20 protein-coding genes are annotated in these 15,089 nt (G+C 63.2%); 15 read left to right on the forward strand and 5 right to left on the reverse strand.

Annotated elements, in window-relative coordinates; translation table 11 throughout:
• Positions 1 to 239: 239 nt before the first annotated feature.
• From gmk to ACZ9HU_RS09445, 3 genes are all read right to left on the reverse strand, one after another.
• A complete protein-coding gene (gene gmk / locus ACZ9HU_RS09435; protein ID WP_476104472.1) occupies positions 240 to 920 on the reverse strand; it encodes a guanylate kinase in 681 nt (226 codons plus the stop codon).
• A 64-nt stretch (positions 921 to 984) separates the two neighbouring features.
• A complete protein-coding gene (locus ACZ9HU_RS09440; protein WP_476104474.1) occupies positions 985 to 1,260 on the reverse strand; it encodes a hypothetical protein in 276 nt (91 codons plus the stop codon).
• A 24-nt stretch (positions 1,261 to 1,284) separates the two neighbouring features.
• The gene (locus ACZ9HU_RS09445) at positions 1,285 to 1,782 is read right to left on the reverse strand and encodes an SspB family protein (protein ID WP_476104476.1); all 498 of its coding nucleotides are present in this window, start codon (positions 1,780 to 1,782) and stop codon (positions 1,285 to 1,287) included.
• A gap of 107 nt (positions 1,783 to 1,889) precedes the next feature.
• Between ACZ9HU_RS09445 and hisB the strand changes: the two genes are divergently transcribed.
• The 13 genes from hisB to pal all read left to right on the forward strand — a co-directional run bounded on the left by hisB (position 1,890) and on the right by pal (position 10,766).
• Positions 1,890 to 2,498: an imidazoleglycerol-phosphate dehydratase HisB gene (hisB, locus tag ACZ9HU_RS09450; RefSeq protein ID WP_476104478.1), complete on the forward strand. Its 609-nt coding sequence runs from the start codon at positions 1,890 to 1,892 to the stop codon at positions 2,496 to 2,498.
• 8 nt (positions 2,499 to 2,506) lie between these two features.
• Complete coding sequence (hisH, locus tag ACZ9HU_RS09455) at positions 2,507 to 3,127, forward strand: imidazole glycerol phosphate synthase subunit HisH (protein ID WP_476104480.1); 621 nt, start codon at positions 2,507 to 2,509, stop codon at positions 3,125 to 3,127.
• A 1-nt stretch (position 3,128) separates the two neighbouring features.
• Positions 3,129 to 3,857: a 1-(5-phosphoribosyl)-5-[(5-phosphoribosylamino)methylideneamino]imidazole-4-carboxamide isomerase gene (gene hisA / locus ACZ9HU_RS09460; protein WP_476104482.1), complete on the forward strand. Its 729-nt coding sequence runs from the start codon at positions 3,129 to 3,131 to the stop codon at positions 3,855 to 3,857.
• Positions 3,858 to 4,089: 232 nt separating this feature from the next.
• The gene (hisF, locus tag ACZ9HU_RS09465; protein WP_476104483.1) at positions 4,090 to 4,854 is read left to right on the forward strand and encodes an imidazole glycerol phosphate synthase subunit HisF; all 765 of its coding nucleotides are present in this window, start codon (positions 4,090 to 4,092) and stop codon (positions 4,852 to 4,854) included.
• A 138-nt stretch (positions 4,855 to 4,992) separates the two neighbouring features.
• Positions 4,993 to 5,193 (forward strand): hypothetical protein, encoded by a 201-nt coding sequence (locus ACZ9HU_RS09470; RefSeq protein ID WP_476104485.1) that lies wholly within the window; start codon positions 4,993 to 4,995, stop codon positions 5,191 to 5,193.
• A gap of 50 nt (positions 5,194 to 5,243) precedes the next feature.
• On the forward strand, positions 5,244 to 5,588 hold the full coding sequence (locus tag ACZ9HU_RS09475) for a phosphoribosyl-ATP diphosphatase (RefSeq protein ID WP_476104486.1): 345 nt from the start codon (positions 5,244 to 5,246) through the stop codon (positions 5,586 to 5,588).
• 3 nt (positions 5,589 to 5,591) lie between these two features.
• Positions 5,592 to 5,969 (forward strand): histidine triad nucleotide-binding protein, encoded by a 378-nt coding sequence (locus tag ACZ9HU_RS09480; protein ID WP_476104488.1) that lies wholly within the window; start codon positions 5,592 to 5,594, stop codon positions 5,967 to 5,969.
• A 64-nt stretch (positions 5,970 to 6,033) separates the two neighbouring features.
• Positions 6,034 to 6,543 carry a YbgC/FadM family acyl-CoA thioesterase gene (locus ACZ9HU_RS09485; protein WP_476104489.1) on the forward strand — a complete coding sequence of 170 codons (510 nt, stop codon included), beginning with the start codon at positions 6,034 to 6,036 and terminating at the stop codon, positions 6,541 to 6,543.
• The gene (gene tolQ, locus ACZ9HU_RS09490; protein ID WP_476104490.1) at positions 6,540 to 7,247 is read left to right on the forward strand and encodes a protein TolQ; all 708 of its coding nucleotides are present in this window, start codon (positions 6,540 to 6,542) and stop codon (positions 7,245 to 7,247) included. The genes ACZ9HU_RS09485 and tolQ overlap by 4 nt, the downstream gene beginning before the upstream one ends.
• 3 nt (positions 7,248 to 7,250) lie before the next feature.
• Positions 7,251 to 7,736, forward strand: coding sequence for a biopolymer transporter ExbD (locus ACZ9HU_RS09495; protein ID WP_476104492.1), 486 nt, complete (start codon positions 7,251 to 7,253; stop codon positions 7,734 to 7,736).
• A gap of 4 nt (positions 7,737 to 7,740) precedes the next feature.
• On the forward strand, positions 7,741 to 8,751 hold the full coding sequence (locus ACZ9HU_RS09500; RefSeq protein ID WP_476104493.1) for a hypothetical protein: 1,011 nt from the start codon (positions 7,741 to 7,743) through the stop codon (positions 8,749 to 8,751).
• Positions 8,752 to 8,753: 2 nt separating this feature from the next.
• On the forward strand, positions 8,754 to 10,145 hold the full coding sequence (tolB, locus tag ACZ9HU_RS09505; protein WP_476104795.1) for a Tol-Pal system beta propeller repeat protein TolB: 1,392 nt from the start codon (positions 8,754 to 8,756) through the stop codon (positions 10,143 to 10,145).
• 90 nt (positions 10,146 to 10,235) lie between these two features.
• Positions 10,236 to 10,766 carry a peptidoglycan-associated lipoprotein Pal gene (gene pal / locus ACZ9HU_RS09510; RefSeq protein ID WP_476104495.1) on the forward strand — a complete coding sequence of 177 codons (531 nt, stop codon included), beginning with the start codon at positions 10,236 to 10,238 and terminating at the stop codon, positions 10,764 to 10,766.
• Positions 10,767 to 10,839: 73 nt separating this feature from the next.
• Here the strand turns inward: pal and ACZ9HU_RS09515 are convergent, their stop codons facing one another.
• Entirely contained in the window at positions 10,840 to 10,995 is a 156-nt protein-coding gene (locus ACZ9HU_RS09515) for a hypothetical protein (RefSeq protein WP_476104497.1), read from the reverse strand.
• A gap of 124 nt (positions 10,996 to 11,119) precedes the next feature.
• Here ACZ9HU_RS09515 and ACZ9HU_RS09520 point away from each other — a divergent pair, with 124 nt between their 5' ends.
• On the forward strand, positions 11,120 to 11,662 hold the full coding sequence (locus ACZ9HU_RS09520; RefSeq protein WP_476104499.1) for a J domain-containing protein: 543 nt from the start codon (positions 11,120 to 11,122) through the stop codon (positions 11,660 to 11,662).
• Between the two features lie 116 nt (positions 11,663 to 11,778).
• Entirely contained in the window at positions 11,779 to 14,160 is a 2,382-nt protein-coding gene (locus ACZ9HU_RS09525) for a penicillin acylase family protein (RefSeq protein WP_476104501.1), read from the forward strand.
• 11 nt (positions 14,161 to 14,171) lie between these two features.
• Here the strand turns inward: ACZ9HU_RS09525 and ACZ9HU_RS09530 are convergent, their stop codons facing one another.
• Positions 14,172 to 15,047 (reverse strand): DMT family transporter, encoded by an 876-nt coding sequence (locus ACZ9HU_RS09530; RefSeq protein WP_476104503.1) that lies wholly within the window; start codon positions 15,045 to 15,047, stop codon positions 14,172 to 14,174.
• Positions 15,048 to 15,089 lie beyond the last annotated feature (42 nt).

Consider the following 15,089-nt stretch of genomic DNA (forward strand, 5'->3'; position numbering starts at 1 on the left):
GCGGGCAAAGGGCGATGGCCCTTTGCAATCCCTATACTGTCGGCGTTGCGCCAAGGTGGCGGTGAAAGCTGTCGGACGCGATGGTTGATATTAAAGCCTGCGGCGCATTCAGGCATGAAATCGCCGCGCCGCAGGCCTTCAAAGCTTCGACTTAACCGCAAAGCGGCCAATCCTGCGCCACCCCGGTAATGGGATTGCAAAGGGGCCAGTCCCTTTGCCCGCCGGAGGCACCTCTTCACTCACCCATGTTTCGTCCGCAACAACCCGCGCACAAATGGGATCAACCCGGTCTGACGCTTGCGCCGCAACCGTTCCGAGGCCAAAATCAGCTTTACCTGCTCATAGCATTCGTCGAGGTCTTCATTGACGACGACATAATCATAGGCGTCCCAGTGGCTGATTTCGGCGCGGGCGCGGTCCATGCGTCCGGCGATGACTTCGGCGCTGTCGGTGCCGCGACCGGACAGGCGGCGGTGCAGTTCCTCGATGCTGGGCGGCAGGAGGAAGACGCGGACAACGTCCTGCGCATCCTTTTGATAGAGCTGCTGCGTACCCTGCCAATCGATGTCAAACAGGAAGTCCTTGCCGTGTTTCAGCCCGGCGCGGATGTGGGCCTTGGGCGTGCCATAGCAATTGCCGAAAACCTCGGCCCATTCATAGAATTCGTCGTTTTCCGCCATGCGGTCGAATTCTTCCTGCGACACGAAGAAGTAATCGACGCCATCGACCTCGCCGGGGCGGGGCGCGCGGGTTGTGGCGGATACCGAAGGGTTGATCGCATGATCTTCGGCCAGCAGGCGGCGGGCAATGGTTGTCTTGCCGGTGCCGGACGGGCTGGACAGGATGAACATCAACCCGCGACGATGCAGGTCGGGGTGGTGATGGTCGGAGTGATGAAGATCGTGCGATTCAGGAGCCATGTCGCCCGATGCCGCAACATCGGCGCGCGATCAAGAGGAAGCTGATCGCGCGCTTGGCGGAAAATCAGGTTGTTTTGGGTGTGGGCGCCGGGGTTGCTTCGGCCTTAGCCTTGTCTTTCTTCGCATCATGCAAATGCTTGGCCAGCAGCACGCCGCCCACGATAATGGCGCCCGGCACCGAACGCATCGCGATCCGGGTCAGCGCCACACCGGCGATCTTGCTGGGCAAGGAGAGGGCGGAACTGCCGCCCTTGCCATTGGTGACCACCGAATCGATGGCTTTGGTGATGAAGGATTGCCCGTTTTTGCGGATGATGTTCGAAATTGCGGAACTGGCCATAGAACACTCCTCGGGCAATCGCCCTTATTTCTTGCGACCGAAATCCACCGTCACCACGTTCGAACCATCCTCGCTGGTCGCGATGGGCGGCTCGCTGTCGGGCGAGTCGTTTTCAGCCTGATCATACGGTTCGGGCTCAAGATCCTCCACCGCGGCTTGGAACTGCAGGCCGAAATCGACCGCAGGGTCCACAAAAGCGGTGATCGCGGCAAACGGAATCACCAATGTGGCGGGCACCTGGTTAAAGGTAAGCCCGACAGAGAAATGATCGTCGGCCACAATAAGTTCCCAGAACTTGTTCTGAAGAACGATGGTCATCTCGTCGGGAAAGCGGGCCTTGAGATGGGCGGGGATGTCCACGCCGGGGGCCTGCGTCTTGAACGTGATGTAAAAATGGTGATTCCCCGGCAAGGTGCCGCCGGTATTCGCCACCTGGCCGAGCACACGGCCCACCACGGCGCGCAGCGCTTCCTGCACGATTTCGTCATAGGGGATCAGGCTGTCGGGCGTGTCATCAATCATGCGCACCCAAGTGGCGTGTGCCGCGTGGCGGGTCAAGGGGGGATATGCGTGCAACTTGCGCTCTGAAACCTATTGATCGCTTCGCCGTCGGGTATATAGGCAGCGCCATGCGCACCGCCCGTATCGCCCGCAAGACGCACGAGACCGATATTCTCGTGGAAGTGAACCTCGATGGATCGGGGAAGTATGATGTCTCGACAGGCATCGGCTTTCTGGACCATATGGTGGAGCAATTGTCGCGCCACTCGCTGATCGACATGACCGTGAAGATCAAGGGCGACCTGCATGTGGACCAGCACCACACGGTCGAGGATTGCGGCATCGCCATCGGTCAGGCCGTTGCCGCCGCGCTTGGCGACAAGGCCGGGATTGGCCGCTATGGTCAGGTTTACTCGCCGATGGACGAGGCGCTGGCCCGCGTGGCACTCGACATTTCGGGCCGTCCGTGGCTGGTGTGGAAGGCTGGTTTCACCGTCCACAAGCTGGGCGAGATGGACACCGAGCTGTTCGAACACTGGTTCCATTCCTTTGCTCAGGCCGCCGGCATCACGCTGCATATTGAAGTGCTGTATGGTCAGAACAACCATCACATCATCGAGGGCATCTACAAGGGCCTTGCCCGCGCTTTGCGCACGGCGGTCGAACTGGACCCGCGCAAGGGCGGGGCGGTGCCTTCGACCAAGGGCTTGCTGGGCGATGGGTCGCTGAATGGCTGAGGTGCGTTATGTCTGAGGTTCTGGCCCTCATCGATTATGGCGCGGGCAACCTGCATTCGGTGGCCAATGCGTTGAAGGCCGCCGGGGCCGAAGGGGTGAAGATCACCGCCGACCCTGATGTGGTGCGCGCCGCCGACCGCATCGTCCTGCCCGGCGTGGGTTCGTTCAAATCCTGCGCGCAAGGGCTGCGTTCGATCCCCGGCCTTGTTGCCGCGATGGAAGAGCGCGTGCTGGTGGGCGAGGCGCCTTTCCTTGGCATTTGCGTGGGCATGCAATTGCTGGCCACGCGCGGGGTTGAGCATGGCATTACCGAGGGGCTTGGCTGGATTCCGGGCGAAGTGCGCCTGATCGAGCGCGCCGACCCCTCTATCAAGATCCCGCATATGGGATGGAACGATGTGGGCGTGAAACCCCACGCCCCGCTGATCGAGGCGGGTGAGGCCTATTTCCTGCACTCCTATGAATATGTCGCCGATGATGGTCACCATGTCGTGGCCATGACCGACCATGGCGGGGGCGTGACCGCCGCCGTCGGGCGCGACAATATCCTTGGCGTGCAGTTTCACCCGGAAAAGAGCCAGTCCTACGGGCTGGACCTGCTCTCCCGCTTTCTGACATGGAAACCGTAAGATGATCGTATTTCCCGCCATCGACCTCAAGGGTGGTCAGGTTGTCCGCCTTGCCGAGGGCGATATGGCGCGCGCCACCGTCTATGGCGACAACCCCGCCGCGCAGGCGCAGATTTTTGCCGCTGCGGGCAGCCAGTTCCTGCATGTGGTCGATCTGGACGGTTCGTTTGCGGGCCGCGCGGAAAACCGCGAGGCGGTCGAGGCGATCCTGCAAAGCTTTGAAGGCCATGTGCAATTGGGCGGCGGCATCCGCACGCGCGAATCGGTCGAAGGCTGGTTCAATCTGGGCGTGTCGCGCGTGGTAATGGGCACCGCCGCGCTGAAAGACCCCGAATTCGTCAAGGACATGGCCAAGGAGTTCCCCGGCGGCATCGTCGTGGCCGTTGACGCGCGCGATGGTTTCGTCGCGACGCAGGGCTGGGCCGATGTGTCGGATGTGGCCGTGGTCGATCTGGCCCGCCGGTTTGAGGATGCGGGCGTGGCCTCGCTGCTCTTCACCGACATTGGTCGCGATGGTTTGTTGAAGGGTGCCAATATCGAGGCGACGGTGGACCTTGCGCGTCGCGTCGATATTCCTGTGATCGCGTCGGGCGGGGTCAAGGGGCTGGATGATATCCGCTTGCTGGCGCTCCATGCTGAGGATGGGATCGAGGGGGTCATCACCGGTCGCGCGCTGTTTGAGGGCAAGCTCGATCTGGCCGCCGCGATTGCGATGGCGAATAAAGAGTAAGGGATAGATGCGAGGGTCTGGACCCTCGCGCTCCCATGACTGTCTGCGTTGCGCGTCGGGTTCTGCCTATGGTGTCGGACGCGCCGTTTGAATTGTAAAGCCTGCGGCGCTTTTGGCGCTCCTTCGCCGCGCCGCAGGCTGTAATATAGCGGCATTCCGTCTGCGATGGAGCGCCACCCCAAAACGGGATTGCAAAGGGATCGAATCCCTTTGCCCGCCGGAGGCAAAAGACATGACCGTTCGTATCCGCGTAATTCCCTGCCTCGACGTCCGCGATGGCCGCGTGGTGAAGGGCGTGAACTTTGTCGACCTGATCGATGCGGGCGATCCGGTGGAGCAGGCGCGGGCCTATGACGCGGCGGGCGCGGACGAATTGTGCTTTCTGGACATTTCCGCCAGCCATGAAGGGCGCGGGACGCTGCTCGACGTGGTGCGCCGCACGGCCGAGGTCTGCTTCATGCCGCTGACCGTGGGCGGGGGCGTGCGCAGCGCCGAGGATGCGCGCGCGCTGTTGCTGGCAGGCGCGGACAAGGTGGCGGTCAACAGCGCCGCCGTCAGCCGCCCCGAAGTCGTGCGCGACATTGCCGAGAAGTTCGGCAGCCAGTGCATCGTGGCCAGCGTCGACGCGCGCCGCGTGGCTCCGGGCAAATGGGAGATTTTCACCCATGGCGGGCGCAAGGCCACCGGCATTGATGCGATCGAGCATGCGGTGCGCCTGACCGAATTGGGCGCGGGCGAATTGCTGGTCACCAGCATGGACGGCGACGGCACCCAGAATGGCTATGACCTCGAACTGACGCGCAAAATTGCCGACAGTGTCGGAATTCCTGTCATCGCCAGCGGCGGCGTGGGCAATCTCGACCATCTGGTCGAAGGTGTGACCAAGGGCCATGCCAGCGCCGTGCTGGCGGCCAGCATCTTCCACTTTGGTAAACATTCGATTGCGCAGGCGCATGGCGCGCTGCGGGCGGCAGGATTGCCGGCGCGGGGCAATTGATAGGCAAAAGGTTAACGGAAACTGTCGGAATTTTTACCAATCCGCCATTGTGGTTAATATTTTAAGGCCGTAAATTCAGGCAATTATGCCGTTGGCACGCATCCTGCATTAATCAATTTGATTAATCAGGAGTGTCCCATGCGTCTGTTTCTTAATCTTGCAGCCTTGATGCTGATTGGCGCGATGCTGGTGCAACCCATGCTGGAATCGCACGGGCTTTCGGGTCTGACCTCATCAAATATGGCGATGGCGGCGCTGGGGCTGGCCGGTCTGATGCTGGGCTATCGCGGCAGCAGCCATGTCCGCAAGGCTGATGCTGAAACCCCCGCAACGGTCTGATCCGCCATCCGGGCTTGACGCGGCGCGCGGCGCGCTCCATCGCTGGCGCCATGAACGATACAGTCCGTCATGATCCACTGGCCACGCTGGCCCGGCTTGAAACCACCATTGCCCAGCGTGCCGCCGCCGATCCTTCCTCCTCCTATGTGGCGAAACTGAACGCGCGCGGCGTGCCCAAGATTGCCCAGAAAGTGGGTGAGGAGGCCGTTGAGGCGGTGATTGCCGCCATGGCCGATGATCGCGACGGACTGATTGGCGAAAGCGCGGATCTGATCTTCCACCTGCTGGTCCTGCTGCGCGCCAAGGGCATCACGCTGGCCGACATCGCCGCCGAACTTGACCGCCGCGAAGGCGTGAGCGGGATTGTCGAAAAAGCCAGCCGCAAGGGAGACTAAGCCATGCCGATCGATCCCACGCTCGCCTATGACGACAACAACATTTTTGCCCGCATCCTGCGCGGCGAGATTCCGGCGAAGAAGGTTTATGAGGACGAGTTCTCGCTGGCCTTTCACGACATCGCGCCCCAGGCACCGGTGCATGTGCTGGTGATCCCCAAGGGGGCCTATGTGTCATGGGATGATTTCTCGGCCAAGGCTCCGGCGGATGAGATTGCCGGATTCGTTCGCGCCGTCGGCCATGTCGCGCGCGAACTGGGTCTGGTGGCGCCGGGTTACCGCATGTTGGCCAATATCGGCGTGGATGGAGGGCAGGAAGTGCCACATCTGCATGTTCACCTCTTTGGCGGCAAACCGTTGGGGCGCATGATTCCGGCATAAACCGGTTTATTCGCAGGCGTCACTTGCTCTTAGCTGCATGTGCGGGCTAGATTCAGCGACAATTATGAACGCGCTGCCTTCCTCCCCTTCCGGCTGCTTCGATGGGCCTGTGCATCTCTATGCGGTGCGCGCCTATTTTGAAGACACCGATCTGTCCGGCGTTGTCTATCACGCCAACTATCTGCGCTGGTTCGAACGGGCGCGGTCGGACATGTTGCGCCTGCTGTCGGTGGATCAACGCGCCGTGCATGAAGCGGGCGGGGGCGCCTATGCGGTGGCCGAAATGAACATCCGCTATGCCGCGCCCGCGCGCCTTGACGATGATGTGCTGATCGAAACCCGCCTTGAAGAACTGGGCGCGGCCAGCGTCCGTCTGGTTCAAGCAGCGTTCAGGCGATCGGGTGTTCAGAAAGGCCCGCTGCTGGCGCAGGCGTCCGTGCGGGTCGGGTTTGTCGGCCCCGATGGTCGCCCGCGCCGACAGCCCGCGCCGTGGCGGTCCGCCTTTGCCCAATTCCTTGCCGGGTTCGATCCGGCGTCAACCGATCCAAGCCCCAACCAACCGGGAACCTCATGACCGACCTCGACCTGCTTGCCGCTGCTGCCGGCTCTACTCATCTTGATCCCGTCAAGCTGTTCCTCGATGCCGACATTGTCGTGCGGGTGGTGATGGGCGGTCTGGTTCTGGCCAGCGTTTGGGTGTGGACGATCCTGTTGTCCTTTGGCTTCCGCATGGCCGCTCTGCGTCGCCAGTCGGAAAGCTATGAGGCCGAATTCTGGAAATCGCGCGATATTGACGCGTTTCAGGCCGAACGCGGCGGCGGCAAGAATGCCGACCTGCCCGTCGCCAAGGTGGTCAGCGCGGCATTGGCCGAATGGCGCCGTTCGGCTACGGGCAAGATCGACCGTTCGGGGGCGCGTGAACGCCTCGCCTCGGTGATGGACAATGTCGTGGCGGCCGAGGCGGAATCTCTGGCCGACCGCCTGAACTTTCTGGCGACGGTGGGTTCGGTGGCGCCTTTTGTCGGGCTGTTCGGCACGGTCTGGGGCATCATGAACAGCTTTTTCCAGATCGGCCAGCAGCAGAACTCCTCGCTCTCGGTCGTTGCACCCGGCATTTCCGAGGCGCTGTTCGCCACGGCCATCGGCCTGTTTGCGGCCATTCCGGCGGTGATCGGTTACAACCGCTATTCGCATGTGGTGAACGGCTTTGAATCGCGCCTGCAACGCTTTGCCGACCGTTTCCACGCGAGCCTGTCTCGCGAACTGGACGGGCTTTGATCCATGGCGATGGGCATCCATAAATTTTCCAAGCGGAAAGGGCGGGGCGGGCGCGCGCCCATGGCCGAAATCAACGTCACGCCGCTGGTGGACGTGATGCTGGTGCTGCTGGTCATTTTCATGGTGACCGCGCCGCTGATGAAGGCGGGCATTCCGATCACTCTGCCCGACAGCCGCGCCAAACCGCTGGATCAGACGCCCAAGCAGGTGACGATCTCGATGGACGCGACGGGCCGGGTGTTTCTGGACGATGATGAATTGTCGCCCGGAGAACTGGGTGAGCGCATGGGCGCATTGCCGCGTGGGGCCGATGGGCAAATGCCGCTGGTGACGCTGCGCGCGGACAAGGCGCTGGATTATGGCCGTGTGGTGGGCGTGATGGGCGAATTGAACCGCGCCGGGATCACCGCCATCTCGCTGGTGACGGTGGCGGGCGGCCAAGCCCCGGCCGCCTCGCCGACAGCGTCACCTGTGGCCGAGAAGCCTTGAACCCATGGGGGTCGCGCAAACCTATACCAGCCGCAAGGGCCTGAGCCGGGGTGAGGCCATCGGCCTTGGCGTCGCGGTGGTGGGCCATGTGGCGCTGGTCGCGGTTCTGGCGCTGCAACCGGCCAGCCCGCCTTTGCCCCGCCCGCAGCGGATGCAGGTGACGCTGGCCGATGATGTGGCCAAGGAAGCCATGTCGACCAGCAGGGAGGAGGCCGCGCCCGACCTTGCCCCGCAATTGGGTGAGGCCCAGCCTATGTCGGCCCCGGAACCGCAGCCGGCACCCGTGCCCGCGCCGGTTCCGGTGCCCAAACCCGCGCCCGTGCCGCCCGCGCCCCAGCCCAAGCCCATTGCGCAGCCGGTTCCCAAACCCGCGCCGCCGAAACCGCAGCCCGCGCCGCCCAAGCCCGCGCCGCCCAAGCCCGCGCCGCAGCCTAAGCCGGTGCCGCCCAAGCCGGTTCCGCCCAAGCCCCAGCCGGTGGCCAAGCCCGCACCAACCAAGCCCGCCCCCGCCAAGGTCGATCCGATCTCGGCGGCCATCGCGGCATCGCGCGGGGCCAAGGCCCCTGTCAGCAAGAGCGAAGCGGCCAAGCCCGCCACCAACAAGCAGGCAGGCGGCAGCCGCATCGGCGTCGATTTCCTCAAAGGCTTTGGCACCAGCCCGGCGGGCAAGGCGCAGGCTCCGGCCGCCGCCGCCATAGGACCGGGGGTCAAGGCCGCGCTGTCGGGCGCGATCAGCCGCCAGTTGAAGCCCCATTGGCGCGTGCCGCAAGGGGTGGAAACCGACCAGTTGGTGACGATTCTGGCCTTTGACCTGAACCCGGACGGCACTTTGGCCGGGCCGGTCACGGTGGTCCGTCAGGAAGGCGTGACCGCCAGCAACCGCCCGCAGGCCGGACTGCATCGGGAAAATGCGATCCGTGCCGTCAAACTTGCGGCACCTTTTCCTCTGCCGCCCGATCTCTATGAAGCATGGAAACATGTGCAATGGCGTTTTGACAGGAACCTGTCCCAATGATGATGCGTAAAATTTCTTGCGGGCTTCTGGCTGGTGCTGCGCTGTTTGGCGCGGGCAATCTTGGGGCTCAGACAATCGCTCCGGCGCCGATGGTGACGCAGACGCCCGCCCCGGCACAGGACAATGGCGTGTTGACCGGCACCGTGTCGGATGACACCGCTTGGCAAAGTCTGGGCATCGCGATCCCCAGTTTCGCCACCAATGCCGACGTGCCCACCGCCGCCAGCGCGGGCAGCACCGCACAGGTGGGCCGCGCGATTGCTGAGGTGATTACGGGCGATCTGAAAAACAACGGCCTGTTCAAGCCCACCGGGCCGAACAGCCTGCCCCCCATTCCGATCATTCAGGTGCTGACGCCCGATTTCCCGACGTGGAGCACGCGCGGGGCCGAAATGCTGGTCCATGGCAGCGTCTCGGCGGCCAGCAACGGCAATCTGGTGGTGGGCTGCTATCTCTATGACGTCAGCCTGAAACAGCAATTGGTCAAGGCGACGTGGGAATTGCCGCCGGGCGACTGGCGCCGGGCCGCGCATAAATGCGCCGATACGGTCTATTCGCGCCTGTCGGGTGAAAGCCCGTTCTTTGACAGCCGCATTGCCTATATTGCCGAAACCGGGCCCAAAGATCACCGGATGAAGCGTCTGGCCATCATGGACAGCGACGGGGCGAACCACCGCTTTATCACGACCGGTCAGGCCATGGCGCTGACCCCGCGTTTCTCGCCCGATTATCGCAAGATCGTCTATCTGTCCTATCTGAATGGCCGCCCGCGCATCTACGTCTATGACGTGGAAAGTGCGAGCCAAAAGATGATCGCCGAGCCGGGCAGCCCGGCCTTTGCGCCGCGCTGGTCGCCCGATGGCAAGTGGATCCTGTATTCGATGGCATCGGCGGGCAACACGAATATCTATCGCGTGTCGGCGCAGGGCGGGATCAGCCAGAAGCTGACCGAAACGCCGGGGATCAATGTGGGCGGGTCCTATTCGCCCGACGGCAGCAAGATCGTGTTCGAAAGCGACCGCGGCGGCAGCCAGCAGATCTATGTGATGAATGCCGACGGCAGCAACCAGCACCGCATCAGCTTTTTCGGCGGCCGCGCGGCCACGCCCGAATGGAGCCCGCGCGGCGACCAGATCGCCTTTACCCATATCGTGGGCAATCTGCGCGTGGCGGTGATGAATGTCGATGGCAGCGGGATGCGCTATCTGACCAATGCGTGGCAGGATGAAGCGCCGACATGGGCGCCTAATGGCCGCATTATCCAGTTCTTCCGCACCGAAAAGGGGACAGGTCACACAAGCATCTGGCAAGTGGATCTGACGGGGCGGAATGAAAGGCGTTTGCCCACGCCGGTTGATGGTTCTGACCCGTCATGGGGTCCGGTTCGTCAGTAAGGGCGGATTGACTGAAAATACTGTGCTTTGATTTACGGGGGGGACCAGTTAGACTGTCCCTATCATCAAGGAGAAGACACGATGCCCTCCATGCTCAATACTCGCCTGCTGAGCGCGGGCGTACTTGTCAGTGTTAGCGCACTGGCTCTTTCGGCTTGTTCGCCCAAGCCGCCTGCGCAGTTGCCGCCCGAACCCGGCCCGCCGGTTGCCACCACGACCCCGGCCCCCGCGCCCGCCATGCCCAGCGGCCCGACGCCCGGTTCGCAGGCCGACTTCCTGGCCTCGGTCAATGGTCGCGACACCATCCACTTTGCGCTGGACAAGTATGACATCGATCAGATCTCGGCCGATATCCTGCGCGTTCAGGCCGGCTGGCTGTTGAAGTATCCCGCCAAGAAGGCGACCATCGAAGGTCACGCCGACGAACGCGGCACCCGCGATTACAACCTTGCCCTTGGCGAACGCCGAGCCAATTCGGCCAAGGCGTTCCTGGTCAGCCTGGGCGTCGATGCCTCGCGCCTGACCACGGTCAGCTATGGCAAAGAACGTCCGGTCGATCCGGCTTCGACCGAAGAAGCATGGGCGAAGAACCGCCGCGCTGTGACGGTCACGATCGACTGATCACCGCGCCTAGCGTGCCATGCAAGACCCCGCGCCGTAGCAATCCGGTGGCGGGGTTTTGTTTTTGATGGCGTTAGCGCAAAAAGGCGGGCGCGCGATCAAACATGGCCATCAAACGGTGGTGTGTTTGGGCATTGTCCATGCCCGATGCCGTTACCGGCGCCATTAAAGCGCAGGCCGCGCTGGCGGCAATGGCGATCATGCTGGCAAAGGCAAGTTGGCGGCTCATGGCGTTGCGCATATGGGAATTTGCCTGTGATTGCAATGCGACATAGCGGCAATGGCGGCGGTGCAAGGAAGGTCAATGCCACCTGCCACTTGCGCTGATCGCCCGCATTTGCCAGTAAACGCGGATGGCTAGAGCAGGTCGATCATCAGACTGGGGATTCCCGCGCTGGCGTGGCTATGAAAGCGCACGCGAGGCCGCTCAGGTGCGTCTGTGCGACAGGGCAGGGTGCAGTGAACCGGGCAATTGCCCCGCGCCCAAATCGCCCAACAGCCCTGAACGATGGTATTTTTGCCAGACTCACGCCGCCGAATATAATTCGGGCTGGGACTATTTCGCGGGGTTGGACAAAGAAGAAGCCGAGTCGCGCGAAAAGGCCGAGCAGCAGACCAACGCCGGTTATCGCGAATCGTCCTATTATGGATGGACGGGTTCGGGCGACGGCACGCGCAGCCGCGACGAGATGCGCGCGCTCGAAGTTCTGGAGCTGGACAGCGACGCCGATTTTGACGCGATCAAAAAGGCGTGGCGGACCAAGGCCAAGGAAGTCCACCCCGACGTGCGCCCCAATGACGAGGAGGCCGCCAAGGCTTTCCGCAAGCTGCAACTGGCCTATGAAGTGCTGCGCGCGGCCGAAGATCGGCGTCAGTGGAGGGGCAGCAATATATAATCGGGCGAGGGGGCTTTATGCCTCCCATCCTTACGCCGAAATGCGCCATGCCCGCCTCTTGCCGCGCCCCGACACTATGGCATGATGCCCCCGCCAAAGGGGGAGTTTTCCGTTCCATGTCCAAGACATCTGCTGTTCGTTTGCTGGCCGCTTTGCCGCTGTTGTTTGCCGCGCCCCATGCGATGGCGGAGCGGCAAAAGGTAGAGGGGCTGGAGGCTCCGGCGCGGATCGTGGTGGATCATTGGGGCATTCCCCATATCTATGCCAACAGCACCCATGACGCGTTTTTCACGCAGGGTTTCAATGCGGCGCGTGATCGCCTGTGGCAGATCGACCTGTGGCGCAAGCGTGGGCTGGGACGTCTGGCGGAAAGTTTCGGGCCTGCCTTTGCGGAAAAGGACCGGGCGGCGCGCCTGTTCCTCTATCGCGGCGATATGGCGAAGGAATGGGCGTCCTATCCCGCCGGGGCGCGGGCAATGACGCAGGCCTTCGCCGACGGGGTGAACGCCTATATCGCCATGGTCGAGGCGGGCAAGGCGCCCCTGCCGCGCGAATTCACGTTGACCGGGACAAAGCCGGAGCGTTTCACCCCCGAAGACATCGTCCGCATCCGCAGCCACACTCTGGTCAGCAATGCCACGTCCGAGGCCACCCGCGCCCGCGCCGTGTGCAAGGGCAGTTTGAAATGGGAAAACCTGCGCCGATTCCTTTCGCCCGCGCATGAACCGGTGGTGCCCAAGGGGCTGGACCCTTGCGCGGTGCCGGAAAAGCTGATGCGTGATTATGTTCTGGCCACCGGAGAAGTCAGTTTTGACGGGGTGAAATTGGCCTCCGTCGATGACAATGTCACTTTGGCGGTGCGCAACATCAATGAACAGAGCGAAGGGTCGAACAATTGGGTGGTCGATGCCGCGCATTCCACCACGGGGCGTCCTATTCTGGCCAATGATCCGCATCGCGGGCATGGGGTGCCTTCGCTGCGCTATGTCGTCGATATCAATGCGCCGGGGCTGCATATAGCCGGGGCGGGCGAACCGGCGCTACCGGGCCTGACCTTTGGCCATAATGAAACGTCGGCATGGGGCATCACGATCTTCTACGCCGATCAGGAAGATCTGTATGTTTACAAGACCAGCAAGGACCACCCCGGCGCCTATTTCTACAAGGGCGCATGGGTGCCGTTCGAGGTCGACCGCCAGCCTTTGGCCGTCAAGGGCGAGGGAACCCGCGAGGTTGATCTGAAATTCACCCGCCACGGCCCGGTCATTTATGAGGACGCCGAAAAAGGCCTCGCCTTTGCCATGCGCACCGTATGGAGCGAGCCGGGCGGGGCGGGCTATTTTAACGCATCATGGATGTTCGGCGCGACCAAATGGGATGATTTCGAAATCGCGCATCAGCGCTGGGGCGCCCCGCCGCTTAATCTGGTCTATGCCGACACGCATGGCGACATCGGCTGGCGCGCCTCGGCCTTTGTGCCCAAGCGCAAGGGGTGGGACGGGTTGATGCCGGTGCCCGGAGACGGGCGCTATGAATGGCAGGGGATGGTCAGGCCCGATGACCTGCCGGTCATCAAGAACCCGGCACGGGGCTGGGTGGCGACGGCCAATCAGATGAATTTGGACAAGGGATACGATTCCACCAAACAGCCCATCGGCTATGAATGGGTGGATCGTTCGCGCATAGACCGGATCGAAACCCTGCTTTCGGCCAAGCCCAAACTGAGCCTTGCCGATATGGAGGCGATCCAGACCGACGCGACCAGCCCTCTGGCGGCACGCAGCGCGGCGGTGGTGGAAAAGGTCGGCGGACTGACCGGCGATGCGGCGCGGGCGGCGGCGCTGCTGCATGGCTGGAACGGTTATGAAGGCGTCGATAGCGCGCAGGCCGCGCTTTACGAAATCTGGATCGCGCGCCATTTGCGCAAGGCTCTGGCCGAGGCGGTGGTGACGCCGGAATTGCAGAGCTTCTTTGCCGATGCTTCTGTGCCGGGGGTGATCGACTGGCTGGCGGCGCTTGATCCGCGTCTGGGGGCCGATCCGGCGGCGGTGCGGGCTAAGGTGGTGGGCGTGTCTCTGGCCGGGGCATGGGTCGAGGCGAGCAAATTGCTGGGGCCGGACCCGAAGAAATGGCGCTGGGGCGATTTGCACCGCGCCGATTGGGCGCCCGCGATTGCCCGCGTGGCGCCCGCGCTGGAAAAACCGCAATGGACGGTGGGGCCGCTACAGATTGCCGGATCGGGTTCGACCCCGGCGGCGGCCACCTATCGCGGCGCGGGCTTTGGCGTCAGTTCGGGCGCGTCGGTGCGCATGGTGCTGGACGTGGGGGCGTGGGACAATTCGCGCATCATCAATACGCCGGGCCAGTCGGGCGATCCGTTCAGCCCGCATTACCGCGATCTGTTTCCGCGCTGGGCGGCGGGGCAGTATGTGCCCTTTCTGTTCAGCGAGGCGGCGGTGAAGGCCAATGCCGAACAGGTGATCGAGTTGACGCCTTAAGCAAATCGCCCTTAAGCAAACCGCCGGGCGCCCGCCACGCATCCCACCACCGCGCCCACGGCCACCAGCATGGCGGGCGCGATGGTTTCATGCAGGAACATGGCCGCCAGCCCCAGCCCCATGAAAGGCTGGAGCAATTGCAATTGCCCCACCCGCGCAATCCCGCCCAGCGCCAGCCCGCGATACCAGAAGATGAAGCCCAGCAGCATCGTGCAGACCGAGACATAGAACAGCCCGGCCCAGCTGGGCATGACGACCGCGCCCATGCTTTGCGGCCATGTATAGACCGCCAGCAACCCGGCCAGGGGGGTGCAGATGACCAGCGCCCAGCAGATCACCTGCGTCCCTCCACCTTGGCCCCCCATCTGCCGGGTCAACACCGCGCCCTCGGCATAGCCCAATCCGCAGACGATGACGGCGGCCACCATCAACGCATCGCCCACCGGCGAGGAGGCCCCATCATGCGAGAGCGCAAATCCCGCCACGCATCCCGCGCCCATCAACGCAAAGAGCCAGAACATCGCGCCGGGCCTTTCTCCCCCGCGCATCACGCCGAACAGGGCGGTGGACAAAGGCAGCAGGCCGACAAAGACCAGCGAACGCGCCGCCGAAATCTCCTGCAAGGCAATGGCGGTCAGCAAGGGAAAGCCCACCACCACGCCCCCCGCAATCATCGCCAGCGACAGCCATTGCCGCCCGCGCGGCAAAGCCGGACGCATGGAAATCAGCATCAACGCGCCCAGCCCACCCGCGATCATCGCCCGCGCCGCAGTCAGGAACAGGGGGGTAAAGCTGATCACCGCCGCGCGCGTGGCCGGCATCGACCCGCTGAACAGCAACACGCCGATCATCCCGTTGATCCAACCTTTTCTGATATCCTGCATCATGGCCTCCTTGGCGACGATCCATAGGATGGCGGGGGGCTTGCA

It is taken from the genome of Novosphingobium sp. Sphag1I, from assembly GCF_056279125.1.